General features: G+C 53.8%; 27 protein-coding genes. 18 read left to right on the plus strand and 9 right to left on the minus strand.

The genetic code is table 11. The features are described 5' to 3' along the window. Positions 1-188: 188 nt before the first annotated feature. Positions 189-689 carry a YbaK/prolyl-tRNA synthetase associated domain-containing protein gene (locus tag INF86_RS03545; RefSeq protein WP_023299826.1) on the plus strand — a complete coding sequence of 167 codons (501 nt, stop codon included), beginning with the start codon at positions 189-191 and terminating at the stop codon, positions 687-689. Positions 690-709: 20 nt separating this feature from the next. Here the strand turns inward: INF86_RS03545 and yoaI are convergent, their stop codons facing one another. Next, on the minus strand, positions 710-811 hold the full coding sequence (gene yoaI, locus INF86_RS22355) for a small membrane protein YoaI (RefSeq protein WP_017384693.1): 102 nt from the start codon (positions 809-811) through the stop codon (positions 710-712). Positions 812-1097: 286 nt separating this feature from the next. Here yoaI and INF86_RS03550 point away from each other — a divergent pair, with 286 nt between their 5' ends. The 3 genes from INF86_RS03550 (at position 1098) to INF86_RS03560 (ending at position 5034) form a co-directional block, all read left to right on the plus strand. Continuing rightward, complete coding sequence (locus INF86_RS03550) at positions 1098-2429, plus strand: glycoside-pentoside-hexuronide (GPH):cation symporter (RefSeq protein ID WP_023305891.1); 1332 nt, start codon at positions 1098-1100, stop codon at positions 2427-2429. 15 nt (positions 2430-2444) lie between these two features. Next, a complete protein-coding gene (locus INF86_RS03555) occupies positions 2445-4481 on the plus strand; it encodes a TIM-barrel domain-containing protein (RefSeq protein ID WP_193543239.1) in 2037 nt (678 codons plus the stop codon). A gap of 106 nt (positions 4482-4587) precedes the next feature. Further along, positions 4588-5034 (plus strand): DUF441 domain-containing protein, encoded by a 447-nt coding sequence (locus INF86_RS03560; protein WP_003857881.1) that lies wholly within the window; start codon positions 4588-4590, stop codon positions 5032-5034. On the opposite strand, the gene INF86_RS03565 is transcribed toward INF86_RS03560, so the two are convergent. Then, positions 5018-5809, minus strand: a complete 792-nt coding sequence (locus INF86_RS03565; protein WP_193543240.1) for a helix-turn-helix transcriptional regulator — start codon at positions 5807-5809, stop codon at positions 5018-5020. The genes INF86_RS03560 and INF86_RS03565 overlap by 17 nt on opposite strands. A gap of 99 nt (positions 5810-5908) precedes the next feature. Between INF86_RS03565 and INF86_RS03570 the strand changes: the two genes are divergently transcribed. Beyond that, positions 5909-7096, plus strand: coding sequence for a CynX/NimT family MFS transporter (locus INF86_RS03570; protein WP_023305888.1), 1188 nt, complete (start codon positions 5909-5911; stop codon positions 7094-7096). Between the two features lie 31 nt (positions 7097-7127). Here the strand turns inward: INF86_RS03570 and INF86_RS03575 are convergent, their stop codons facing one another. After that, positions 7128-7835, minus strand: a complete 708-nt coding sequence (locus INF86_RS03575; RefSeq protein WP_022647780.1) for a CTP synthase — start codon at positions 7833-7835, stop codon at positions 7128-7130. Positions 7836-7985: 150 nt separating this feature from the next. Here INF86_RS03575 and INF86_RS03580 point away from each other — a divergent pair, with 150 nt between their 5' ends. Next, complete coding sequence (locus INF86_RS03580) at positions 7986-8330, plus strand: DUF488 domain-containing protein (RefSeq protein WP_193543241.1); 345 nt, start codon at positions 7986-7988, stop codon at positions 8328-8330. Here the strand turns inward: INF86_RS03580 and INF86_RS03585 are convergent, their stop codons facing one another. Both INF86_RS03585 and INF86_RS03590 read right to left on the minus strand, forming a co-directional pair. Next, positions 8331-8636 (minus strand): hypothetical protein, encoded by a 306-nt coding sequence (locus INF86_RS03585; RefSeq protein ID WP_022647778.1) that lies wholly within the window; start codon positions 8634-8636, stop codon positions 8331-8333. An 80-nt stretch (positions 8637-8716) separates the two neighbouring features. Then, entirely contained in the window at positions 8717-8971 is a 255-nt protein-coding gene (locus INF86_RS03590) for a DUF333 domain-containing protein (RefSeq protein WP_022647777.1), read from the minus strand. Between the two features lie 313 nt (positions 8972-9284). Between INF86_RS03590 and INF86_RS03595 the strand changes: the two genes are divergently transcribed. Genes INF86_RS03595 through yoaJ form a run of 3 tightly spaced genes read left to right on the plus strand, consistent with a single transcriptional unit; the run spans position 9285 to position 10532 of the window. After that, positions 9285-10313 (plus strand): sensor domain-containing diguanylate cyclase, encoded by a 1029-nt coding sequence (locus tag INF86_RS03595; protein WP_022647776.1) that lies wholly within the window; start codon positions 9285-9287, stop codon positions 10311-10313. 45 nt (positions 10314-10358) lie between these two features. After that, complete coding sequence (locus INF86_RS03600; RefSeq protein WP_015570793.1) at positions 10359-10457, plus strand: YoaK family small membrane protein; 99 nt, start codon at positions 10359-10361, stop codon at positions 10455-10457. Continuing rightward, entirely contained in the window at positions 10458-10532 is a 75-nt protein-coding gene (gene yoaJ / locus INF86_RS22620) for a protein YoaJ (RefSeq protein ID WP_071785224.1), read from the plus strand. Positions 10533-10585: 53 nt separating this feature from the next. Here the strand turns inward: yoaJ and INF86_RS03610 are convergent, their stop codons facing one another. Further along, on the minus strand, positions 10586-10834 hold the full coding sequence (locus INF86_RS03610) for a GlsB/YeaQ/YmgE family stress response membrane protein (protein WP_022647775.1): 249 nt from the start codon (positions 10832-10834) through the stop codon (positions 10586-10588). Positions 10835-11204: 370 nt separating this feature from the next. Here INF86_RS03610 and yncL point away from each other — a divergent pair, with 370 nt between their 5' ends. Both yncL and INF86_RS03620 read left to right on the plus strand, forming a co-directional pair. After that, on the plus strand, positions 11205-11297 hold the full coding sequence (yncL, locus tag INF86_RS03615; RefSeq protein ID WP_071524166.1) for a stress response membrane protein YncL: 93 nt from the start codon (positions 11205-11207) through the stop codon (positions 11295-11297). Between the two features lie 123 nt (positions 11298-11420). Continuing rightward, complete coding sequence (locus INF86_RS03620; protein WP_023305887.1) at positions 11421-12920, plus strand: cyclic diguanylate phosphodiesterase; 1500 nt, start codon at positions 11421-11423, stop codon at positions 12918-12920. Between the two features lie 4 nt (positions 12921-12924). On the opposite strand, the gene INF86_RS03625 is transcribed toward INF86_RS03620, so the two are convergent. Continuing rightward, positions 12925-13170 carry a DUF2543 family protein gene (locus INF86_RS03625; RefSeq protein WP_022647773.1) on the minus strand — a complete coding sequence of 82 codons (246 nt, stop codon included), beginning with the start codon at positions 13168-13170 and terminating at the stop codon, positions 12925-12927. Between the two features lie 76 nt (positions 13171-13246). Continuing rightward, positions 13247-14497, minus strand: coding sequence for an NADP-dependent isocitrate dehydrogenase (gene icd / locus INF86_RS03630; RefSeq protein WP_193543242.1), 1251 nt, complete (start codon positions 14495-14497; stop codon positions 13247-13249). Positions 14498-14614: 117 nt separating this feature from the next. Between icd and rluE the strand changes: the two genes are divergently transcribed. The 5 genes from rluE to purB are packed head-to-tail and all read left to right on the plus strand — an operon-like array spanning position 14615 to position 18950. Then, positions 14615-15277, plus strand: coding sequence for a 23S rRNA pseudouridine(2457) synthase RluE (gene rluE, locus INF86_RS03635; RefSeq protein ID WP_193543243.1), 663 nt, complete (start codon positions 14615-14617; stop codon positions 15275-15277). Further along, complete coding sequence (locus INF86_RS03640; RefSeq protein WP_045307954.1) at positions 15277-15750, plus strand: NUDIX hydrolase; 474 nt, start codon at positions 15277-15279, stop codon at positions 15748-15750. The genes rluE and INF86_RS03640 overlap by 1 nt, the downstream gene beginning before the upstream one ends. 40 nt (positions 15751-15790) lie before the next feature. After that, a complete protein-coding gene (gene mnmA / locus INF86_RS03645; RefSeq protein WP_032103856.1) occupies positions 15791-16903 on the plus strand; it encodes a tRNA 2-thiouridine(34) synthase MnmA in 1113 nt (370 codons plus the stop codon). 27 nt (positions 16904-16930) lie between these two features. After that, the gene (gene hflD / locus INF86_RS03650; RefSeq protein WP_006809213.1) at positions 16931-17560 is read left to right on the plus strand and encodes a high frequency lysogenization protein HflD; all 630 of its coding nucleotides are present in this window, start codon (positions 16931-16933) and stop codon (positions 17558-17560) included. Positions 17561-17579: 19 nt separating this feature from the next. After that, a complete protein-coding gene (gene purB, locus INF86_RS03655; RefSeq protein WP_045623088.1) occupies positions 17580-18950 on the plus strand; it encodes an adenylosuccinate lyase in 1371 nt (456 codons plus the stop codon). Positions 18951-19034: 84 nt separating this feature from the next. On the opposite strand, the gene INF86_RS03660 is transcribed toward purB, so the two are convergent. Next, positions 19035-19490: an anti-adapter protein IraM gene (locus tag INF86_RS03660; protein WP_032624463.1), complete on the minus strand. Its 456-nt coding sequence runs from the start codon at positions 19488-19490 to the stop codon at positions 19035-19037. A 412-nt stretch (positions 19491-19902) separates the two neighbouring features. On the opposite strand from INF86_RS03660, the gene phoP reads away from it, so the two are divergent. Continuing rightward, positions 19903-20574 carry a two-component system response regulator PhoP gene (gene phoP, locus INF86_RS03665; protein WP_026094318.1) on the plus strand — a complete coding sequence of 224 codons (672 nt, stop codon included), beginning with the start codon at positions 19903-19905 and terminating at the stop codon, positions 20572-20574. Further along, complete coding sequence (phoQ, locus tag INF86_RS03670; RefSeq protein ID WP_022647768.1) at positions 20575-22038, plus strand: two-component system sensor histidine kinase PhoQ; 1464 nt, start codon at positions 20575-20577, stop codon at positions 22036-22038. The last annotated feature ends 82 nt before the right edge of the window (positions 22039-22120 follow it).

Genomic DNA, 22120 nt, shown 5'->3' on the forward strand with positions numbered 1-22120 from the left:
GTTTTGGGGAAAGAGTTTTACTAATTAAATTCAGTCACTTAGATTTTAGCGAATTGTTCCAGAAACAGTCTTCCACCAGCAACGCATGAATCAACAGCCAGCGCTCCCGCTGGCTGTTTTCTTTCAGCCCTCTCCCTCCCGTGCTAATGTAGCAAGCTACGTATTGGCTAATCACAGGTGAAATCGTTATGTCTGATGACGTGACCGGGACGACAACCCATCAGCAGCTAATCAGCTTATTAACCGAGCAGGAGGCGCACTTTCGTGTGGTGGCGCATGAGGCCGTAGGGAAATGCGAAGCGGTCAGTGAAATTCGCGGGACCGATCTCCGCCAGGGAGCAAAAGCGCTGGTCTGTAAGGTAAAAGGCAACGGCGTTAAGAAACATATTCTGGCAATCCTCGCCGCCGATCGGCAGGCCGATCTGAGCCTGCTGGCCAGCCATTTCGGAGGGCTTAAGGCATCTCTCGCCAGTCCGGCCGAAGTGGATGCGCTTACCGGCTGCGTTTTCGGCGCCATTCCCCCCTTCAGCTTTCACCCGGATCTGACGCTGGTCGCCGATCCGCTGCTGTTTGAGCGCTTTGACGAGATCGCCTTTAACGCCGGTCTGCTGGAAAAATCGGTGATTATGGATACCCAGGACTATCTGCGTATCGCCCGTCCTGAACTGGTGTCGTTCCGTAAACAATAAATACAGAGGCTGGCTAACGGTCAGCCGTTTTCCAGCAGCAGCACGGAAGCAATCAAAATAATCGCGATGATAAAAAACGATGAGGAGATAATCAGCGTTTCGACAAACATAGGATCGTTCATGATGCCCTCTGCCTTGCCCATTTCCCTTTTTTTTTACTCCCGCAAAATGACAGTTAAATGACAATGACGCGTCCGCGAAATGACAATTTTTCGCTGAAACGATTCGCTGTTAACTCCCCTCCCCCGTATAAAGTCACTGTTTAAATACTTTATTTGTTACCGGTATCACGAAAAGAAATTTACGTAACCCCGATGCCAGATCTCGCAATTGTTAACCTTTTCATGATGGTTAACCTTGTTTACGGAGCACCTCATAAATAAACCTTACACTGGCAAGGTGAATACAATGACCGAGATAATTACCCGTAAAGAAAAAATCAGTTATGGGTTAGGCGATATGGCGAGCCATATTGGGCTGGATAACGTCATTATTTTTCTGACGTTTTACTATACGGACGTGGTGGGGTTACCTGCCGCATTCGTGGGCACTATGTTTCTTCTGGCGAGAACCGCCGATGCCATAATTGATCCGGCGATGGGCTATATCGCAGACAGGACGCGTACCCGCTGGGGAAAATTCCGCCCCTGGATGCTGTGGCTGGCGCTGCCCTTTGGCGCAAGCTGTCTGCTGACCTACGCCGTGCCGGCGTCGCTCGACCTGCACGGTAAAATGATTTTCGCCACCGTCAGCTATACCCTGATGATGCTGATGTATACCGCAATCAATATTCCCTATTGCTCCATGGGCGCGGTAATTACGCCCGACAACGATGCGCGAATTTCCCTTCAGTCTTATCGCTTTTTCCTTGCCACGCTGGGAGGCGCGTTGTCGACATTCTTTATGATGCCGCTGGCAGAGTTTTTAGGCGGCGACGATAAATTACTGGGCTACCGCTGGGCGATGGCCATTATGGCGACCGTCGCGGTCATCATGTTCTGGATCTGCTTCGCGAATACGCGTGAACGTATTAAGGCTCCCGCCACCCACAATAATTATCTTGCGGAACTGCGGGATTTATTACGAAACGACCAATGGCGAGTTGTCGCCGTCCTGGTATTAACCAATATTGGTTTTGGCGTTATTCGCCTTGGCGCAATGATGTATTTCGTCACTTATTATCTCGGTAGCGCAAGCTATTTTATGTGGATGCTCGGCGCGCATATTCTCGGGAAAGCCGCAGGCAGCGCGCTGGCCAAACGTCTGACGCAGAACGTCAGCAAAGTGCAGATGTTTGGATATTGTTCCGTACTGGCGGGGGTACTCAGCATCGCCCTGTTCTTTGCGCCTAAGTCGGTGCTTATTCTGGTGCCCATGACGTTTATCGTCTCCACCCTTTACCAGGCCACCACCACGCTAATGTGGGTGATGATGGCGGATGTCGCCGATTACGGCGAATGGAAACAGGGCAAACGCATGGACGGCGTGATCTTCTCCACCTTCCTCGCCGTACTCAAGCTGGGGATGGCGATCAGCGGCGCGATTGTTGGCTGGACGCTGGGCTTAAGCGGCTATGTTGCCAATGCCCCGGAACAAACTACCACGGCCATGTACTGCATCATCGCCCTCTTCACCGTCGTACCTGGCATCTTGTCGCTCTGCGCGTTTGCCACGCTGCGCTGGTACAAGCTCGACGACAGCACAATGCAATCCATCCATCTCGCCAAACACCCTGTTTAGAAGGACGCATTATCCATGAGTGAGCTGATTCAACATTCCAACTGTATCGAATGGCGTTTTGAACGCCAGATCCTGCGCATCGAACCCTGGGGAGAAAACAGTCTTCGCGTCAGGGCCACCTGCTCCCCGGCATTTGATGACGCCTTACAGGCACTGTTACCCGCCACCCCTTGCCAGGCCGAGATTGTCGCCGAAGCGGAAAGCCTGACGCTGCGCAACGGCAATATTACCGCGACCCTGAACCTTAAAGGTCAGTTGGCCTTCTACAATCAGCGCGGCGAACTGCTGCTGGAGGAGATGTGGCGCCAGCGTTCAACGGTGGGTATCGGTGCCAGCGAGAAGAGTCAGGATAAATATGTCAGCGCTCTGAAGCTGGATGGCCGCGAATTTAAACCGCTGATGGGCGGCAAATATCAGCTCACCGTCCGGTTTGAATCGCGTCCGGATGAACGCATCTATGGCATGGGTCAGTATCAACAGCCGTGGCTGGATCTGAAAGGCTGTACGCTGGAGCTGGCTCAGCGAAACTCCCAGGCCAGCGTGCCCTTTATGCAGTCCAGCCTTGGCTATGGCCTGCTGTGGAACAACCCGGCGATTGGTGAAGCCAGCTTTGCAAAAAATCAGACGGAATGGCGCGCCCGCGTCACAGGAGAGATGGACTACTGGATCACCGCCGCTGACACGGTGGCGGATATCACCCGCCAGTATGTGAAAGCCACCGGTACTCCGCCCCCCGCCCCGGCGTTTATCAGCGGGCTGTGGCAGTGCAAATTGCGATACCGCACCCAGCAGGAGGTGCTGGAGGTTGCGCGGGAGTATCGCCGCCGTAATCTGCCGCTGTCGGTGATGGTCATCGACTTTTTCCACTGGCCGAATCAGGGCACCTGGTGCTTCGACCCCGTAGACTGGCCCGATCCTGAAGGCATGGTCGACGAGCTGCGCGAAATGGGTATTGCGCTGATGGTGTCGGTGTGGCCAACGGTAGAGGCGCGCAGCCCCCTCTACCCGCTGATGAAAGCCAAAGGCTGGCTGGTCAGCAGTGAGCGCGGCGTGCAGGTCAACCTCGATTTTATGGGCAATACCACCTTCTTTGATGCGACCCATCCTGAGGCGCGGAAATTCGTCTGGGATACGGTGAAGAAAAATTACTACGACATGGGCATTAAGCTGTTCTGGCTGGACGAAGCGGAGCCGGAATATCGCGCCTATGATTTTGACAACTATCGCTACCACGCCGGTCCGGTACTGGAAGTGGGCAATCGCTACCCGCGTGACTTTGCGCAGGGCTTTTACGATGGGCTCCAGGCAAACGGCGAAACCGACATTGTTAACCTGGTACGCTGCGCCTGGGCAGGCAGCCAGCGATTCGGCGTGCTGGCGTGGTCGGGTGATGTCCACTCATCGTTCCATGCTTTTCGCAATCAACTCGCCGCAGGACTGAATATGGGGCTGGCGGGGATCCCATGGTGGACGACCGATATCGGCGGCTTCCAGGGAGGGAACGTTAACGACCCGGCGTTCCATGAATTGCTGATCCGTTGGTTCCAGTGGGCGGTGTTTACACCGGTTCTGCGCATGCACGGCTATCGCGAACCGCAGATCCAGCCCCCGGAGCGCTACCGTGACGGCATTCCTCAGTGTAACAGCGGTTCGCCTAATGAGCTGTGGAGTTACGGAGAAGAGAATTACGCCATCATGCAGCACTGGCTTACCGTGCGCGAAACCCTGCGCCCGTATATTGACGCGTTGTACCGGCAGGCTCATCTGCACGGAGACCCGCTTATGCGTCCGCTGTTCTGGCACTATCCGAAGGATAAGCAGAGCTGGGCGTGTGAAGATCAGTATCTGTTTGGTGAAGATCTTCTGGTGGCGCCGGTTATGCAGGCCGGTCAGCGTGAGCGCGATGTCTGGCTGCCGACGGGCAATAGCTGGATCGCCCTCAACGGTAAGCGCTACGCCGGTGGGGAGCATATCCGGGTGCCTGCGGCGCTGGAAACCATCCCGGTGTTTATCCGCGAAGGGAGTCCGCTTATCCAGCAACTGGTGGACTGACGTCAGGCAAGTGCCCAAAAATAGACAATTTTTTCAGTAAAGCCTGCCTGCCGTCGCGTTTGCGCGTAAAGTAAGCAGGCTTACTATTTTTGGCAAGGATCCCGTCATGTTCGACCCTACACTACTCATACTTCTGGCCCTGGCTGCTCTGGGTTTTGTCAGCCACAATACCACCGTCGCGATTTCCATTTTGGTCCTGATCATCGTTCGCGTCACACCGTTGAACACCTTCTTCCCGTGGATAGAAAAACAGGGGCTTACCATCGGGATCATTATTTTGACCATCGGTGTGATGGCCCCGATTGCCAGCGGAACGCTACCGGCCTCAACGCTGCTGCACTCCTTTGTGAACTGGAAATCGCTGGTGGCGATTGCAGTGGGCGTTTTTGTCTCATGGCTTGGCGGGCGCGGCGTGACGCTGATGAGCAGCCAGCCTTCTCTGGTGGCCGGGCTGCTGGTGGGCACCGTGTTAGGCGTGGCGCTGTTTCGTGGCGTGCCGGTTGGCCCGCTGATTGCTGCCGGACTGGTTTCGCTGTTTATCGGGAAGTCGTAGACAGGCTGGCGATATAGCGGGCGGGCGTCTGTCCCAGTCCTTTCTTGAACATGGTGATAAAGGCGGTGGTGGAGTCATACCCCAGCGCCTGCGCCGCCTGCTGGACCGACTTTCCGCCGATCAAAAACTGCAATGCGACAATCAGCTGGAGCTGGTGTCGCCAGCGGCGAAAGCTTAAGCCGGTCTCTTTCACCACCAGTCGCGCCAGATTGCGCTCGCTCATGGCAAAGTGGCTGGCCCACTGCGCCAGCGTCTGCCAGGCGGCAGGTTCGTTTGCCATGGTCTCACTCATCAGACGAATTTTCGGATGCGGAGATACCGGCAGCTGGAGATGCTCCTGCGGTTGCAGGGGCAGTTCATCAAACAGGACGTCAACCAGCCTTCCGGTAGCGGGAAGAGGCAGTTCCGCCTGTGACCTGTCCGCGAGCGCCAGCACCAGCTCCCGCACCAGGGGTGATATTTTCAACGTACAGGTACGGGTCGGCAATTCGAGCGCACCGGGTTCAATAAACAGCAGGCAGAGCTGCGCGCCGGGCGTCGCCTTGTTGCTGTGCGGCGTTTGACCCGGGATCCACACCGCATACTGGGGCGGTACCATCAGCATCGCGTTCTCTACTTCACAGGTGATCGCTCCTCCCAACGCCATAATCAGCTGCCCTTTGCGGTGCTGATGCAGCGGAATGTACTGTTCTTGTGCCACCACGCGGATGCGAAAGGCCACCGCCGCGTCGTGCTGGCTATCGGGATCGTAGCCGTCGAGTCCCAGTCCATACATAAAGTTTTCCGATATTAGCGATAAACTGTCATTTTAGCCTGATTTCAACCACGACTTAAATCGGTATGGTATGCGCTCGCCTGAACGTAAGAGACAATAATGACTACTGCTATTCAACCTTCCGGGAAACAGGGCGCGCTGCTGGTTGCAGGCATCCTGATGATCGCCACGACGCTGCGCGTCACCTTTACCGGGGTCGCCCCCCTGCTCGACACCATCCGACAGGACTATGGCTTAAGCACGGCGCAAACCGGCCTGCTCACAACGCTGCCTCTGCTGGCCTTCGCCTTTATCTCTCCCCTTGCCGCAGGCGTCGCCCGGCGCCTGGGCATGGAGCGCAGCCTTTTTATCGCTCTGCTGCTGATTTGCATCGGGATTGGCGTACGTTCGCTGCCGTCGGCCTCGCTGCTGTTTATCGGTACGGCGATCGTGGGCTGTGGGATTGCGCTGGGCAATGTCCTGTTACCCGGATTAATCAAGCGTGATTTTCCGGGCCAGGTCGCAAAACTGACGGGGGCTTATTCGCTGACGATGGGGGCCGCCGCTGCCGCAGGGTCTGCGCTGATCGTCCCGCTGTCGCTGGGGAGTGGTGGCTGGCACGGGGCGCTGTTGATGCTGATGTTCTTCCCGCTGGTGGCGCTGCTGCTGTGGTTACCGCAATGGCGCCAGAGGCCGGCCGCCACCCTGACCGGCGCGGGCGCGTTGCACAATCGGGCAATCTGGCGCTCGGCACTCGCCTGGCAGGTGACGCTTTTTCTGGGCATTAACTCGCTGATTTACTACGTCATTATCGGCTGGTTACCCGCGATTTTACTTAGCCACGGCTACAGCGAAACGCAGGCTGGCTCCATGCACGGACTTCTCCAGCTGGCAACCGCTGTTCCCGGTCTCGCCATTCCGCTGATCCTGCACCGTCTTAACGATCAGCGTGGCATAGCCGGGCTTGTCGCTCTGATGTGCGCCGTCAGTGCGGCCGGGTTCTGGTTCGCGCCGGGGCTGGCCGTCGTCTGGACGCTGGTGTTTGGCTTTGGATCCGGCGCCACCATGATCCTCGGCCTGACGTTTATCGGACTGCGGGCCAGCTCGGCCCATCAGGCCGCCGCGCTCTCCGGCATGGCACAGTCGATTGGCTATCTGCTGGCGGCCTGTGGCCCACCGCTGATGGGGAAAATTCACGATACCGCCGGAGACTGGCGCATTCCGCTGCTGGCCTGCGCGCTGGCAGCGGTAGTGATGGCCCTGTGCGGCATGCTGGCCGGGCGTGACCGGGAGATCACACCCCGCTGACATTCAAGGCAGACCTGACGGTCTGCTTTTTTTATCCCTGCGCCGCCCGCAGCATGGCCTGTACCAGCACGACTGGGCGCCCTTGAAGCGCAGCCCGCTCATGCTGGAACAGGGTGATGACAAAGAAAGGATGGGTCAGCAGCTCTGCCGCGCGGATCTCGCCCTGCTCGTCCCAGCCCGTTACGCGCATGTCGCCCCGCTCAAGCTGGCTGGCAAACTCAGACGAGACGCCGTAATTGCAGTGATAACCTTCCTGAATTTCCGGCTTGCCGTACGCTTTGGCAATCAGCGTGTTGTTCCGCAGCTCAATCGCGTCGGTTTTTTCCACCAGCGAGCAGGCCAGCGGCGCAATCACCATCCTCCCCTCGGTATCGGTTTCGGCATGGCCTGCATCGTGCCAGCCCAGCACATTACGGGCATACTCAATCAGCGCATGCTGGAACCCGCCGCAGGTGCCGAGAAAAGGGATGCTGTTTTCACGCGCGTAACGCGCGGCAATAAACGCCGCCTCGGTGTTTTTATACGGGCTTGCCGGTACCAGCCAGATGGCATCATACCCGACCAGGTCTTCGGGGTTGGTCAGCTCAGGCGTGGCGAGCCAGTCATAATCAGCGGTGAGATCCAGAACCGCAGCGGCGTCGTCAATCGCCAGCGGGATCGCCTGGTGCGCAATAACATCGGGATTGTAATCACCAACCAGCGCAATGCGCAGCGTCGTTTTAACCGGGGAGAGTTCCATGAGAGATTCCTTATGCCGGAGGATTTTCAGATAACATAAGGAACCTCAGACTACCGATCTTTTGCAATTATCACAATACCTTAAATTGGGTGGTTAAACGCCGGGTGCTATAGTGTTCTTGCCGAACGTCGAACGGTAGGAGGAAAACGGATGATTCAATGTAAGCGCGTCTATGAGCAGGCAACGTCAGACGATGGTTACCGGGTGCTGGTAGACAGACTCTGGCCGCGAGGGATAAAAAAGACCGACCTCGCCTGTGATGAGTGGTGTAAAGCGCTAACGCCGTCCAGCGAACTGCGGAAAGCCTTTCACAATGAAACGATCGATTTCACCGCGTTCAGTGAAGCCTATCGTAAAGAGCTGGCGCAGCAGCAGGATGAAGGCAAACGCCTGGCGGCCCTCGCCCGACAGCAGACCGTGACGCTACTCTATGGGGCGAAAAATACGGAGCAGAATCACGCGCGGGTACTGGCGGACTGGCTGCGTGAACTGTGATTAACCGATTGCCAGCTCATCCACGTTGTGTGGCATCTCGTCGGGAGTAAGCGGCATCAAATGTTCCGGGCGAACAAACGCAAAACCGTGCTGATTATCAAAGGCGTAAACATCACCGGTGACCAGCCACAGCGCACGCGCTGATGTATCAGGTAATTGCGTCATGACGCCGTTAACCGGGTTAACAAAACGCTGGCCCGGCTGACAAAGGCCAAACAGCTCTACGGATTTACCGATATTTCGACGGCCCGCCGTCGTACGCGCACCCACAATTATCGCCATGCTGCCCGGTTTTAACTGAAACATACTTCTTCTCGCAAACGTACCGCCAGAAACTGGCTAAGAATAATCCTAAAGAGAAGTGTATCGCAGTTTTATTGCCGTTGTCATCTGGTCGGTTGCGGATGATCGCGTCGATAGAGATCCCATTCATCGATCACTTCCCCGCCTGGCAATTTACACTCGGTACGTACACCCTGCGGGCTTTGAACAGGGATTTGCTCTCCCCCTTTTTCCAGACAGTACACTGACGCCGGATTTGCCATACCAATAGCGTGCGGCGGTTGAGGCGCATCGGGAGGAGGTGTCTTTGTTGAGCATGCGGCCAGCGGTAAAACCAGCGCCAGGAGAAGATATTTCATTATCATGATCCTTCAGGGTGTTGAAAACGTCAGAGTAACGGGTCATCGCCGTTTTCTCCATGATTTCTCCATTAAACCTGCACGATTCATCCCTATAGTGGTGTCTGTTCTCACTCTGACCAGAGAACATCATTCCGTAATCAAGATGTTTTGCCCCGATCTCAACATCGGGGCTTTTTTTTAGCCTCTCCTTCATCCGCTTTCAGAAGAATCTATAAAATTAATCCAGTTCATGTTTTACTATGACCGGAGTCTATATTTTCAGCATAACATGCAGATACAGAGGTCTTCTGCATGGGAGTCAACCTGCCTCATGTCAGATATCATTCTTGCCCGTGTTTCAGAAACCCTCTCCACCGAGCAATCTCTCGACAGTCTGGTGCGTCAGCTACTGGAAATGCTGGAAATTGTGACGGATATGGAATCAACCTACCTGACCAAAATCGATATCAACGCGCGTTTGCAGCACATTTTATATGCCCGTAACAGCAAGCAAATGCAGATCCCGGAAGGGTTCAGCGTGCCCTGGGACGAAACGCTCTGTAAGCGCGCCATGGATAGCGACACCTTGTTCAGTAACGAGGTGCCCGACCGCTGGCCGGAGTGTGAAGCGGCAAAAGCACTGGGTATTACAACCTATATGAGCGTGCCGGTTCACCTGGCTGACGGTTCTCTGTACGGCACGCTTTGCGCTGCCAGCACCGCACAGAAACAGTTCAGCGAACGTGGCGAGCAGGTGATCAGGCTCTTTGCCGGGTTAATTGGTCAGTACATTCAGAAAGAGTCGCTTGTGCTTCAGCTTCGTGAAGCAAATGCGGCGCTCATTGCCCACTCTTACACCGACGCCCTTACCGGCCTGCCGAATCGTCGCGCCATTTTTGAAAACCTTACCACCCTGTTCTCACTGGCGCGCCATCTTAACCGCAACGTCATGATTGCCTTTATTGACCTCGATGATTTCAAGCGAATCAATGATCAGTACGGTCATGAAGCGGGCGATCGGTTCCTCGTTCAGGTCGGCAATCGACTGACTCACCAGCAAACGCAGGACGAAATTATCGGCCGGCTCGGCGGCGATGAATTTCTGGTTGCCAGCCTGAGTCACAGCGATGATGGCGACGCCAGCACAGAGGTCAACGCTATCAAAACCCGCCTCAACGGCCGTATCGCGGGTGAATATGGGTTAGGTAATGTCACTATTCTCTATCCCGGTGCAAGCTATGGCGTCGTTATTGTTGATCCTCACTGCACAGATGAAGATAGTGCCCTGCGCACCGCAGACCTCGCGATGTATCAGGATAAAAAAGGAAAAAACAAAACAGGCTTTGTCGCGTTAGATTAAAACCGTACACTCTACGGCCTTATACAAACTCAAACAGGTGATGGCATGAGAATAGGGATCCTCTTTCCGGTGGTTATTTTTATCACGGCAGTCGTGTTTTTAGGCTGGTTTTTCCTTGGCGGTTACGCCGCGCCGGGGGCATAAATGAGAAAAACGACCCTCATCATGCTGATTGTCGCCATCGTGGCCGTCGCCGGTACGCAGTTAGGCTGGTGGTAACGCCCAAAGTAAAAAGGCCGCCCTCAGGCAGCCTTTTTTAACACAGGTCAGATTTAGCTTTTGATTTTTCTGTAGATAAACAGAACAACCAGCGCGCCAATCACCGCGACGACAAAGCTGCCGAAGTTGAAGCCATCAACTCTGCCAAAGCCGAACAGGGTACTGATCCAGCCACCGACGACTGCACCCACAATCCCCAGAACGATCGTGACGATGAAACCGCCGCCATCTTTGCCCGGCATAATCCACTTCGCCAGGATCCCCGCAATCAGCCCAAAGATAATCCAGGATAAAATTCCCATAGCTTTCCTCTCTGTATGGTTTTTGTCATTAAATCAACGACACAGAAAAGGATAGCACAGGATCTGAGAAAGGAAATTTGTGATAAGAATCACACGGTTCGTTTGAGTAAAATCTGAGCAATAAAAATTGCCGTTCCACACTCATCGTGGGGTTGCATCTTTTACTGAGAAAGATTATCTTTCTCATTACTGAATAGTTGAGCAAATCACTCAGGTATTCAGTACGACATTGCTCACATTGCTTCCAGTATTTCTTGCCCACTTTTTAGTGGGCTTTTTTTTGCCTCACCCCACCAAAATCTGGCGTTTTTTCCCAGGAGGTGAACCGCTATTCTCTGTGGCTACTGAACAGCAAAGTGAATCTGATAACATGAACGTATCGAGCAAGTTCGTCATCTGCCTTAATCTTGTTTCTGCCAGTACGCTATTGTTACTGCTCTCGACACGGTTTGAGTGGTTCTGAGATGTAATGAGTCGGCATGGTGGCTTTCCTTTCAATCACGTGCGGGCTCAACGCGCATACTTGTAGCTTTAATGACCTGTGTTAAGATCCCTGCACCTCAGGACGTGGCGGGACAGCAGGAAAATGAACAAGGCCATTGCCGTTGCTATCATCTCAACCTTTATGGTCGTCCTGTCGCTGTATGCGGTTAACGCCATTATCGTTGAGCAGCAAAAGGACCGGCAGAGGGAGATCTCCCACACGCTCTTACGCTATTCCGAAGACTTGACGCAAAATATCGCCAGTACGCTTAAAAATACCTCCGCGAAGGGATGCGATAACGCCAGCCTGAACGTCTACCGTAATTTAAAGATGCAGAGTCTCTATTTCGCCGATGTGGGGTTTATTGAAAATGGGAAAATCACCTGCACCGCATTTTGGGGCAAGCTGGCAAATCCCATCGCCCTTCCCTCTGAGCTTCACAACACCCTGAACGGATTCAGTCTGGCGCAATTTTCACAGAAAGATTTTTTTGTAGGCAATGCGACAATTTATAACCATCTTATTATCTTCACATCACGTTCAGCCTACGATAAATTCTCTCCGGTCACCGCCAACTATTCACTTCGTTCTACCACGAAAGATTTCGACCGAACCTTTTTTACCGTTACGTCACCTACAGAAAACCTTAGCCGCTTGTCGTCACTGTTATTCACGCAGACCGTGACGCAGTGCAGCACGCGCTGGGATTTGTGCGTTACCGTCACCCACCATAATGCCGGACTGGCATCGCTCTCCCGCGTAGTGATGGTGCTCCTGTGCCTGTTTTTATACTTTATCTGGGTATCCCTGACGCTGTTTTCTCTTCGACTTTATGAAGATCGACTTTCTCTTGAGCGAACGCTGGTCAAAGCGGTGATAGCGAATACTATCAGCGTTCATTTTCAGCCCATAATTCGGGTTGCTGATAAGAAAATCGTCGGGGTTGAAGTGTTATCAAGATGGCAGGATAACAATCACAAAGAGGTTTCTCCTGAGCTGTTTATCCCGTTAATTAAAAAAATTGGTCTGTATAACGTTTATTATCAGAACATGATAAAGAAATCCCTGGCGGAAATTGCCGGGCTGGCGGCCGAACATCAGTTAATGATTTCACTGAACGTTGGCCGGACGGAAATTGAAGACGGCAAATTTCTGGCGGTATTACGTCATGCATGCTTAGAGAACGCTATTCCCTTATCGTTAATCAAAGTTGAGTTATCCGAGAATGGCGTTTCCACCTCGGCCATCCTTGAAGAGTTTTGTGAGGATCTTAAATCGGCAGGCGTCAAAATTTCAATAGACGATTTTGGCGTGCAAAACTCTAATCTGGCAAGGCTGTCCAATCTCAAATATGACGAAATCAAAGTGGATAAGTCGTTAGTGGATGGCATCAACGAGCATTATAAACAGGATATCCTGGTGATCTTTAGCGACGCGCTCGCTAAACTGCACAAAACCCTGGTGTTTGAGGGAGTCGAAAGCGAAACGCAATATCAGTTTATCGCGCAGAGATACCCCGATGCCCTCGTGCAAGGCTGGTACTTTTCAAAATCACTAACCCGGCACGACCTCGCCAGCCTGCTGGCTTACTCAGCGCGATGAAGCGTTATTCATTGCCCCATTGATTCAGGAAGTTCGCAATATCGTCAATGCGCGCTTCATCTATCTCCGCCTGGACAGCCATCTCCCGCTGCGCCTCTTCACTGATTTCCTCATTGTTGTATAAGCGAGTGAGCAGCAGCTGAAAATAGTGTGCCAGTGGCGTACGCTCCGCCTCTTCTGGTGGTTTTGCCGTTTCAGTCGCATACTCGTCGACGATGTCATAATACTTGAGCGGGATATCATGGGTCATAGCGTTGTTTTCCGTCTTGTGTGCATAAAAAACGGGAACCCTCAGGCTCCCGTTGTCATTTAACCCAGCGAGTGGATTACATGTTCGCGATAATCGCGTCGCCAAACTCTGAGCATTTCAGCAGTTTAGCGCCTTCCATCAGACGTTCAAAGTCATAGGTGACGGTTTTCGCGTTAATCGCGCCTTCCATACCCTTAACAATCAGGTCTGCGGCTTCGAACCATTCCATATGACGCAGCATCATCTCTGCGGACAGAATGATAGAGCCTGGGTTGACTTTGTCCTGGCCTGCATATTTCGGTGCAGTACCGTGAGTTGCTTCAAACAGGGCGCACTCGTCACCGATGTTCGCGCCCGGGGCGATACCGATACCACCGACCTGCGCTGCCAGCGCATCAGAGATGTAGTCGCCGTTCAGGTTCATACAGGCGATCACGTCATATTCAGCAGGACGCAGCAGGATCTGTTGCAGGAACGCATCGGCGATCACATCTTTAATGATGATCTCTTTACCGGTGTTCGGGTTTTTAATTTTCTGCCATGGGCCGCCGTCGATCAGTTCACCGCCGAACTCTTCGGTCGCCAGCTGGTAGCCCCAGTCTTTGAACGCGCCTTCGGTGAACTTCATGATATTGCCTTTGTGAACCAGGGTCACAGAGCCACGATCGTTGGTGATAGCGTATTCGATGGCGGCACGCACCAGACGCTTGGTCCCTTCTTCGGAGCACGGCTTGATGCCGATGCCGCAATGCTCAGGGAAGCGAATTTTCTTCACGCCCATCTCTTCGCGCAGGAATTTAATCACTTTTTCTGCATCAGCAGAATCCGCTTTCCATTCGATACCGGCGTAGATGTCTTCAGAGTTTTCACGGAAGATGACCATGTCGGTCAGTTCCGGGTGCTTAACCGGGCTTGGAGTGCCCTGGTAGTAACGCACCGGACGCAGACACACATACAGATCCAGTTCCTGACGCAGCGCCACGTTCAGGGAGCGAATGCCGCCGCCAACTGGCGTGGTCAGAGGGCCTTTGATAGCAACGCGATAGTCGCGGATCAGGTCCAGCGTTTCGGCTGGCAGCCAGACGTCCTGGCCATAAACTTGAGTCGATTTTTCACCGGTGTAAATTTCCATCCAGGAAATTTTACGCTCGCCTTTGTAGGCTTTCTCAACAGCGGCATCAACCACTTTCAGCATTGCCGGGGTAACGTCTACACCGATACCGTCACCTTCGATGAACGGGATAATCGGGTTGTGAGGAACGTTAATCTTGCCGTTTTGCAGGGTGATCTTTTTACCTTCCGCCGGAACAACTACTTTGCTTTCCATTAACCTCTCCTTCGAGCGCTTCTGGTTGTTACTGATCTTATGTTAATAAATTGTAATGAGCCTTCCGATAGTACCTGATTGTCCGACGCCATGAAAGGTCTTCGTTATTAGGCTATAATGCGGCAATTGATAACGCCTGAAAATACCATGACGAAAACTTCTTTTAGAAAACACCGGGTTGAGCGATTCAGCTCACGACAAGCCACCAGAAGAACGCCAGAACCCCAGCCAACGCGGGTCATACTGTTCAATAAACCCTATGATGTATTGCCGCAGTTTACCGACGAGGCCGGGCGCAGCACGCTGAAGGATTTTATCCCCGTTCAGGGGGTCTACGCGGCCGGGCGTCTGGATCGCGACAGCGAGGGGCTGCTGGTGCTTACCAATGACGGCGTGCTCCAGACCAGGCTTACTCAGCCGGGCAAACGTACCGGAAAAATTTACTATGTGCAGGTTGAAGGCGAGCCGGACGACGCGTCGCTGGCAAAGCTGCGTAACGGCGTAATGCTGAACGATGGTCCTACCCTGCCAGCTGGTATTGAGCGCGTAAATGAACCCGAGTGGCTGTGGCCGCGCAACCCGCCGATTCGTGAGCGCAAATCGATTCCCACCAGCTGGCTTAAAATCACCCTTTATGAAGGCCGCAACCGACAGGTCAGGCGCATGACTGCGCATGTGGGCTTCCCTACCCTGCGACTCATTCGCTACGCCATGGGCAGCTACACGCTGGACTCGCTGGCTAACGGGGAATGGCGGGATGTTACCCCTAAGGAGAACTGATGTTTAAACCCCATGTTACGGTCGCCTGCGTGGTCCACGCGCAGGGGAAATTCCTGGTGGTGGAAGAGACCATCAACGGCAAAGCGCTTTGGAATCAGCCAGCCGGGCATCTTGAAGCCAACGAAACCTTATTGCAGGCAGCGAAACGCGAGCTCTGGGAAGAGACGGGTATCCGCGCCGAACCGCAGCACTTTATCCGTATGCATCAGTGGATAGCGCCTGACCAGACACCTTTCCTGCGCTTTTTATTCGCCGTTGAGCTTAACGAAACGTGCGCCACTGAACCGCACGACGACGATATCGATCGCTGCCTGTGGGTGACCGCAGACGAGATCCTGAACGCGTCAAACCTGCGCTCGCCGCTGGTTGCGGAAAGCATCCGCTGCTGGCAGTCTGCGGCTCGCCTGCCGCTGGATGTCATTGCAGAATTTAACTGGCCGTTTACAGAGGGTGTCAATGGTGGGGGGGCGTGATAGAATACGCCGCCTTGAAGTTCAATGTCGTGAGTATTCCATGTCAGATAACAGCCAGAAAAAAGTGATCGTCGGCATGTCCGGCGGTGTCGATTCCTCCGTTTCCGCCTACCTGTTGCAGCAACAGGGCTATAAGGTGGAGGGCCTGTTCATGAAGAACTGGGAGGAAGACGATGGCGAGGAATACTGCACTGCCGCTGCGGATCTCGCCGATGCGCAGGCCGTGTGCGATAAGCTCGGCATCGAACTGCACACCGTTAACTTTGCCGCAGAATACTGGGACAACGTTTTTGAACTCTTCCTCGAAGAGTACAAAGCGGGCCGCACGCCAAACCCGGATATCCTGTGTAACAAAGAGATCAAATTCAAAGCCTTCCTGGAATTCGCCGCGGAAGACCTGGGCGCAGACTACATTGCGACCGGCCACTACGTGCGTCGCGCGGATGTGAATGGTAAAAGCCAGCTGCTGCGCGGTCTGGATGGCAATAAAGATCAGAGCTACTTCCTCTACACGCTGAGCCATGAACAGATTGCCCAAAGTCTGTTCCCGGTCGGCGAGCTTGAAAAGCCGGAAGTACGTAAGATTGCTGAAGATTTGGATCTGATCACCGCGAAGAAAAAAGACTCCACCGGTATCTGTTTTATCGGCGAGCGTAAATTCCGCGAGTTCCTGGGGCGCTACCTGCCTGCACAGCCGGGCAAAATCGTCACCGTTGACGGTGATGAGATTGGTCAGCACCAGGGGCTGATGTACCACACTCTCGGCCAGCGTAAAGGTCTGGGTATCGGCGGCACCAAAGAGGGCAGCGAAGATCCGTGGTACGTGGTCGACAAAGATGTCGAAAACAATATTCTGGTGGTGGCTCAGGGTCACGACCATCCGCGCCTGATGTCCGTTGGACTTATCGCGCAACAGCTGCACTGGGTCGATCGCGAGCCGCTGAAAGGCACGCTGCGCTGCACCGTGAAAACGCGCTACCGCCAGACGGACATCCCTTGCACCGTCACCGCACTGGATGACGATCGCATTGACGTGCGTTTCGACGAACCGGTTTCCGCCGTTACCCCTGGCCAGTCAGCTGTTTTCTACAGCGGCGAAATTTGCCTCGGCGGTGGGATCATTGAACAGCGCCTGCCGCTGCCTGCTGTTTAAACCGTTTGCACACATAAAGGAGACCGTGTGGCGAAGAACTATTACGACATCACCCTGGCGCTGGCGGGAATTTGCCAGTCAGCCCGTCTGGTGCAACAGCTGGCGCATCAGGGTCATTGCGACGCTGATGCCCTGCACGTTTCACTCAACAGCGTTATCGATCTTAACCCAGGCTCCACGCTGGGCGTCTTTGGCGGCAGTGAAACCAATCTTCGTCTCGGTCTTGAAACCCTGCTCGGCGTGCTCAACGCCAGCAACCGTCAGGGGTTGAATGCCGAACTGACCCGCTACACCTTAAGCCTGATGGTGCTGGAACGTAAGCTGAACGCGGCGAAAGGCGCAATGAATACCCTGGGCGATCGCATCGCCGGGCTACAGCGCCAGCTCGACCACTTTGACCTCCAGTCTGAGACCCTGCTGAGCGCGATGGCCGGTATCTACGTCGACGTAATTAGCCCGCTCGGCCCGCGTATTCAGGTCACCGGTTCGCCTGCCGTATTGCAAAGCCCACAGGTACAGGCGAAGGTACGCGCTTCGCTGCTGGCAGGCATCCGTGCCGCCGTGCTGTGGCAACAGGTCGGCGGTGGCCGCCTACAGCTCATGTTTTCTCGTCATCGCCTGACGACTCAGGCAAAACAAATTCTTGCTCATTGTTAACCTCCCGGAGTTGCGAATTATGGAATTATCCTCACTGACCGCCGTATCCCCTGTCGATGGACGCTACGGCGATAAAGTCAGCGCGCTGCGCGGGATCTTCAGCGAATATGGCCTGCTGAAGTTCCGTGTTCAGGTTGAAGTGCGCTGGCTGCAAAAGCTGGCCGCCCAGACAGCAATCAAGGAAGTTCCTGCTTTTGACGCAAAGGCAAACGATTACCTTGATAAAATCGTTGCTGAGTTCAGCGAAGAAGATGCCGCGCGTATTAAAACCATCGAACGCACCACCAACCACGACGTGAAAGCGGTTGAATATTTCCTGAAAGAGAAAGTGGCAAGCGTCCCTGCGCTGCACGCGGTATCTGAATTTATTCACTTCGCCTGTACCTCTGAAGATATTAACAACCTGTCTCACGCGCTGATGCTCTGTACTGCACGCAAAGAGGTGGTACTCCCTTACTGGCGTAAAATCATCGATGCGGTGAAAGCGCTGTCCGTGGAGTACCGCGATATTCCGCTGTTGTCCCGTACTCATGGCCAGCCAGCAACCCCATCCACCATGGGTAAAGAGATGGCGAACGTAGCGTACCGCATGGAACGCCAGTATCGTCAGCTGGAGCAGATTGAGATCCTCGGCAAAATCAACGGCGCGGTGGGTAACTACAACGCCCACATTGCGGCGTACCCGGAAGTGGACTGGCACCAGTTCAGTGAAGAGTTCGTGACGTCTCTGGGGATCCAGTGGAACCCGTACACCACCCAGATTGAGCCGCACGACTACATCGCTGAGCTGTTTGACTGCATTGCGCGCTTCAACACCATCCTGATCGACTTCGATCGTGACGTCTGGGGCTACATCGCCCTGAACCACTTCAAGCAGAAGACCATCGCCGGGGAAATCGGTTCGTCCACCATGCCGCACAAAGTGAACCCAATCGACTTCGAAAACTCCGAAGGTAACCTGGGCCTGGCGAATGCCGTGTTGCAGCATATGGCGAGTAAGCTGCCGGTCTCCCGCTGGCAGCGCGACCTGACTGACTCCACGGTGCTGCGTAACCTGGGCGTGGGTATTGGCTACGCGCTGATCGCCTACCAGTCCACCCTGAAGGGTGTGAGCAAGCTGGAGGTGAACCGCGACCGTCTGCTGGACGAGCTGGATCACAACTGGGAAGTGCTGGCGGAGCCGATTCAGACCGTGATGCGTCGTTATGGCATCGAAAAACCGTACGAGAAACTCAAAGAGCTGACCCGCGGTAAACGCGTTGATGCTGAGGGTATGAAACAGTTTATCGATGGTCTGGCGCTGCCCGAAGAAGAAAAAGCGCGCCTGAAAGAGATGACCCCGGCAAACTATATTGGCCGCGCCATTACTATGGTTGACGAGCTGAAGTAATCACCCTCCCCCTTTCCACCCGGAAAGGGGGCTGCTTATCATCATCGTGTCGACGTTCACACCCCGTTACAGGCTCTGCCGGGATTACAACCTGTTGTCAGGCTGGTTGTTATTTTTCGCCGTGGAATAACTTTCCGGAATATATCGTTTTAAGCCGAACGGGCACAGCCTGAACTGGCACGGGGTCTCAACCGTGCATGGCCGATCCATCTCCTGCCGGTTACCTGGACACGCGTTTTTCTGTTTGAACCCCATCCAGCCAATTGATGTATAGGGCATTGCCTGCGCTATCCATACCCTACGCCGCCGATCGTTAATCAGGATACCCTGGTTTGAGGTGGTGATGATTTCACCGGCACGAACGTAATAATCCCCTTTTAGCCAAAGGATATAATTCAGGCCATATTGTGTTTCAACTTTGCAAAAGATGGTTCCACTTTCCGGGCTCGCAATAGTCTCAACAACCTTCCATTCCATAGAATCCTCTTTACTCGCTATATTGCTGTTTTGTTGTGTAAAAATGCTGATTTTCTGGCACATCTTATGCAAATCTAATTTCGCACCATAAAATAAGCGTAGACAAAGACAGACATAGTGAGAACATCCTTACAAAAAAAAGGGCAATCTTTACAAAACTGGCGTGCCCGTTCTGTCAAAAAAGCGACTCGCCTTCAACCGTTCATAAACGGATGGATGTTTTATCCGGATTGCGGAAGCGTGCGAAAACAAGTCAGTTTATATTACCCGCGCCTTCTGGGGGCGTATGAGGCATATGTGAGGTGGGTGGGCGATATGAAACAGGATCAGGTCAACATACTTAATAATCAGATGCCTGGCGTAATGCCACCTGTCTTCAGAAGCATGAAAAAAATCATTTAATTTCATAACGCTGGTGTCAACCTGGATAATCAGCGTTAAACTATTCATACCATTTATAAAGGGAGAAATGATGATGCGCGTACTGGTTGTTGAGGATAACGCATTGCTACGTCATCACCTGAAAGTTCAACTTCAGGAGATGGGTCATCAGGTGGACGATGCTGAAGACGCAAAAGAGGCCGATTATTATCTCAATGAACACCTGCCGGACATCGCCATTGTCGATTTAGGGCTGCCGGATGAAGACGGATTATCTCTTATCCGCCGCTGGCGTAGCCATGACGTTTCCCTGCCGGTACTGGTGCTGACTGCTCGCGAAGGCTGGCAGGACAAGGTTGAAGTGTTGAGCGCAGGCGCAGATGACTACGTGACCAAACCCTTCCATATTGAAGAAGTCGCCGCGCGTATGCAGGCGCTGCTGCGCCGCAACAGCGGGCTGGCGTCACAGGTGATCTCTCTGCCGCCGTTCCAGGTGGATCTCTCCCGCCGCGAATTTTCAATAAATGATGAAGTAATCAAGCTGACCGCATTCGAATACACCATCATGGAAACGCTGATCCGTAACAACGGTAAAGTGGTGAGCAAAGATTCCCTGATGCTTCAGCTTTATCCGGATGCCGAACTGCGCGAAAGCCACACCATTGACGTGCTGATGGGCCGCCTGCGCAAAAAAATTCAGGCACAGTACCCGCACGACGTGATTACCACCGTGCGTGGTCAGGGCTACCTGTTCGAATTACGCTAAATGAAAGGGATTTTGCGCCACATTTTACCCCTTTCACTGCGGGTTCGCTTTCTGCTGGCAACCGCCGCCGTCGTGCTCGTGCTGTCCCTCTCTTACGGAATGGTGGCGTTGGTCGGGTACAGCGTAAGCTTCGATAAAACCACCTTCCGCCTGCTTCGCGGCGAAAGTAATCTGTTCTATACCCTGGCGAAATGGGAGAACAACCAAATCACCGTCGAGATGCCGGAAAACCTGAACCAGCAGAGCCCAACGCTGGCACTCATTTACGATGAAAAAGGAAAATTGCTGTGGGCGCAGCGCGACGTCCCCTGGCTGAAAAAGCGCATCCGTCCGGAATGGCTTAAAACCAATGGTTTTCACGAAATAGAAGCCGACCTCAACTCTACCAGCATCCTGCTGCGTGACGATCGGGCGTTACAGAACAAGCTCAATGAGATCCGCGCTGAAGATGACGACACGGAGATGACCCACTCGGTGGCCATCAACCTGTATCCCGCCACTCTGAACATGCCGCAGCTGACCATTGTAGTGATCGATACCATACCGGTTGAGCTAAAACGTTCGTATATGGTCTGGAACTGGTTCGTGTACGTTCTGGCTGCCAACCTGCTGCTGGTGATCCCTCTCCTGTGGGTTGCTGCATGGTGGAGCCTCCGCCCGATTGAATCCCTTGCCAAAGAGGTGCGCGAGCTGGAGGAACATCACCGCGAGAAGCTTAACCCTGAAACTACGCGCGAACTGACCAGCCTGGTGCGCAACCTCAACCGCCTGCTGAAAAGCGAACGTGAACGTTACGACAAGTATCGCACGACGCTCACCGATCTTACGCACAGCCTGAAAACCCCGCTGGCAGTGATGCAAAGTACACTGCGTTCAATGCGCAGTTCGAAAATGAGCGTGGATGACGCCGAGCCGGTAATGCTGGAGCAAATCAGCCGTATTTCACAGCAGATTGGTTATTACCTGCACCGCGCGAGCATGCGTTCCGGAAGCGCCTTATTGAGCCGTGAACTGCACCCGGTAGCCCCGCTGCTGGATAACCTCACCTCTGCGCTGAACAAGGTTTACCAGCGTAAAGGGGTAAACATCAGTCTGGATATCTCACCGGAAATAAGCTTTGTTGGCGAGAAGAATGACTTTATGGAAGTGATGGGAAATCTGCTCGATAACGCCTGCAAATATTGTCTGGAGTTTGTCGAGGTGTCCGCGCGCGTAACGGATAACGAACTGCATATTATCGTTGAGGATGATGGTCCTGGCATTCCCCATAATAAACGCGAAGTGGTATTCGATCGCGGTCAGCGCGCCGATACGCTGCGCCCGGGCCAGGGTGTCGGATTATCCGTCGCCCGGGAAATTGTCGATCAGTACGAGGGCAAGATTGAAACCGGCGAAAGTTTGCTGGGCGGTGCCCGTATGGAAGTCATTTTTGGCCGCCAACAGCCCGTATTGAACGATAGTTAACCCGAAATGTGAAAAATACGCGGATCTCGCAGCCAGGGGTCGGTGCTTCCGTTATAATCCGTCTCAGTAAGAGCCTGCGGAA

It is taken from the genome of Enterobacter cloacae complex sp. I1M, from assembly GCF_014982425.1.
In the GTDB taxonomy this organism is placed as follows: Bacteria; Pseudomonadota; Gammaproteobacteria; order Enterobacterales; family Enterobacteriaceae; genus Enterobacter; species Enterobacter intestinihominis.

Bases quoted from the DNA above. Each gene is read 5' to 3' on its own strand.
- INF86_RS03545 (WP_023299826.1), top strand. From the start codon at position 189: ATGTCTGATGACGTGACCGGGACGACAACCCATCAGCAGCTAATCAGC.
- yoaI (WP_017384693.1), bottom strand. From the start codon at position 811: ATGAACGATCCTATGTTTGTCGAAACGCTGATTATCTCCTCATCGTTT.
- INF86_RS03550 (WP_023305891.1), top strand. From the start codon at position 1,098: ATGACCGAGATAATTACCCGTAAAGAAAAAATCAGTTATGGGTTAGGC.
- INF86_RS03555 (WP_193543239.1), top strand. From the start codon at position 2,445: ATGAGTGAGCTGATTCAACATTCCAACTGTATCGAATGGCGTTTTGAA.
- INF86_RS03560 (WP_003857881.1), top strand. From the start codon at position 4,588: ATGTTCGACCCTACACTACTCATACTTCTGGCCCTGGCTGCTCTGGGT.
- INF86_RS03565 (WP_193543240.1), bottom strand. From the start codon at position 5,809: ATGTATGGACTGGGACTCGACGGCTACGATCCCGATAGCCAGCACGAC.
- INF86_RS03570 (WP_023305888.1), top strand. From the start codon at position 5,909: ATGACTACTGCTATTCAACCTTCCGGGAAACAGGGCGCGCTGCTGGTT.
- INF86_RS03575 (WP_022647780.1), bottom strand. From the start codon at position 7,835: ATGGAACTCTCCCCGGTTAAAACGACGCTGCGCATTGCGCTGGTTGGT.
- INF86_RS03580 (WP_193543241.1), top strand. From the start codon at position 7,986: ATGATTCAATGTAAGCGCGTCTATGAGCAGGCAACGTCAGACGATGGT.
- INF86_RS03585 (WP_022647778.1), bottom strand. From the start codon at position 8,636: ATGTTTCAGTTAAAACCGGGCAGCATGGCGATAATTGTGGGTGCGCGT.
- INF86_RS03590 (WP_022647777.1), bottom strand. From the start codon at position 8,971: ATGAAATATCTTCTCCTGGCGCTGGTTTTACCGCTGGCCGCATGCTCA.
- INF86_RS03595 (WP_022647776.1), top strand. From the start codon at position 9,285: ATGTCAGATATCATTCTTGCCCGTGTTTCAGAAACCCTCTCCACCGAG.
- INF86_RS03600 (WP_015570793.1), top strand. From the start codon at position 10,359: ATGAGAATAGGGATCCTCTTTCCGGTGGTTATTTTTATCACGGCAGTC.
- INF86_RS03610 (WP_022647775.1), bottom strand. From the start codon at position 10,834: ATGGGAATTTTATCCTGGATTATCTTTGGGCTGATTGCGGGGATCCTG.
- yncL (WP_071524166.1), top strand. From the start codon at position 11,205: ATGAACGTATCGAGCAAGTTCGTCATCTGCCTTAATCTTGTTTCTGCC.
- INF86_RS03620 (WP_023305887.1), top strand. From the start codon at position 11,421: ATGAACAAGGCCATTGCCGTTGCTATCATCTCAACCTTTATGGTCGTC.
- INF86_RS03625 (WP_022647773.1), bottom strand. From the start codon at position 13,170: ATGACCCATGATATCCCGCTCAAGTATTATGACATCGTCGACGAGTAT.
- icd (WP_193543242.1), bottom strand. From the start codon at position 14,497: ATGGAAAGCAAAGTAGTTGTTCCGGCGGAAGGTAAAAAGATCACCCTG.
- rluE (WP_193543243.1), top strand. From the start codon at position 14,615: ATGCGGCAATTGATAACGCCTGAAAATACCATGACGAAAACTTCTTTT.
- INF86_RS03640 (WP_045307954.1), top strand. From the start codon at position 15,277: ATGTTTAAACCCCATGTTACGGTCGCCTGCGTGGTCCACGCGCAGGGG.
- mnmA (WP_032103856.1), top strand. From the start codon at position 15,791: ATGTCAGATAACAGCCAGAAAAAAGTGATCGTCGGCATGTCCGGCGGT.
- purB (WP_045623088.1), top strand. From the start codon at position 17,580: ATGGAATTATCCTCACTGACCGCCGTATCCCCTGTCGATGGACGCTAC.
- INF86_RS03660 (WP_032624463.1), bottom strand. From the start codon at position 19,490: ATGTGCCAGAAAATCAGCATTTTTACACAACAAAACAGCAATATAGCG.
- phoP (WP_026094318.1), top strand. From the start codon at position 19,903: ATGCGCGTACTGGTTGTTGAGGATAACGCATTGCTACGTCATCACCTG.
- phoQ (WP_022647768.1), top strand. From the start codon at position 20,575: ATGAAAGGGATTTTGCGCCACATTTTACCCCTTTCACTGCGGGTTCGC.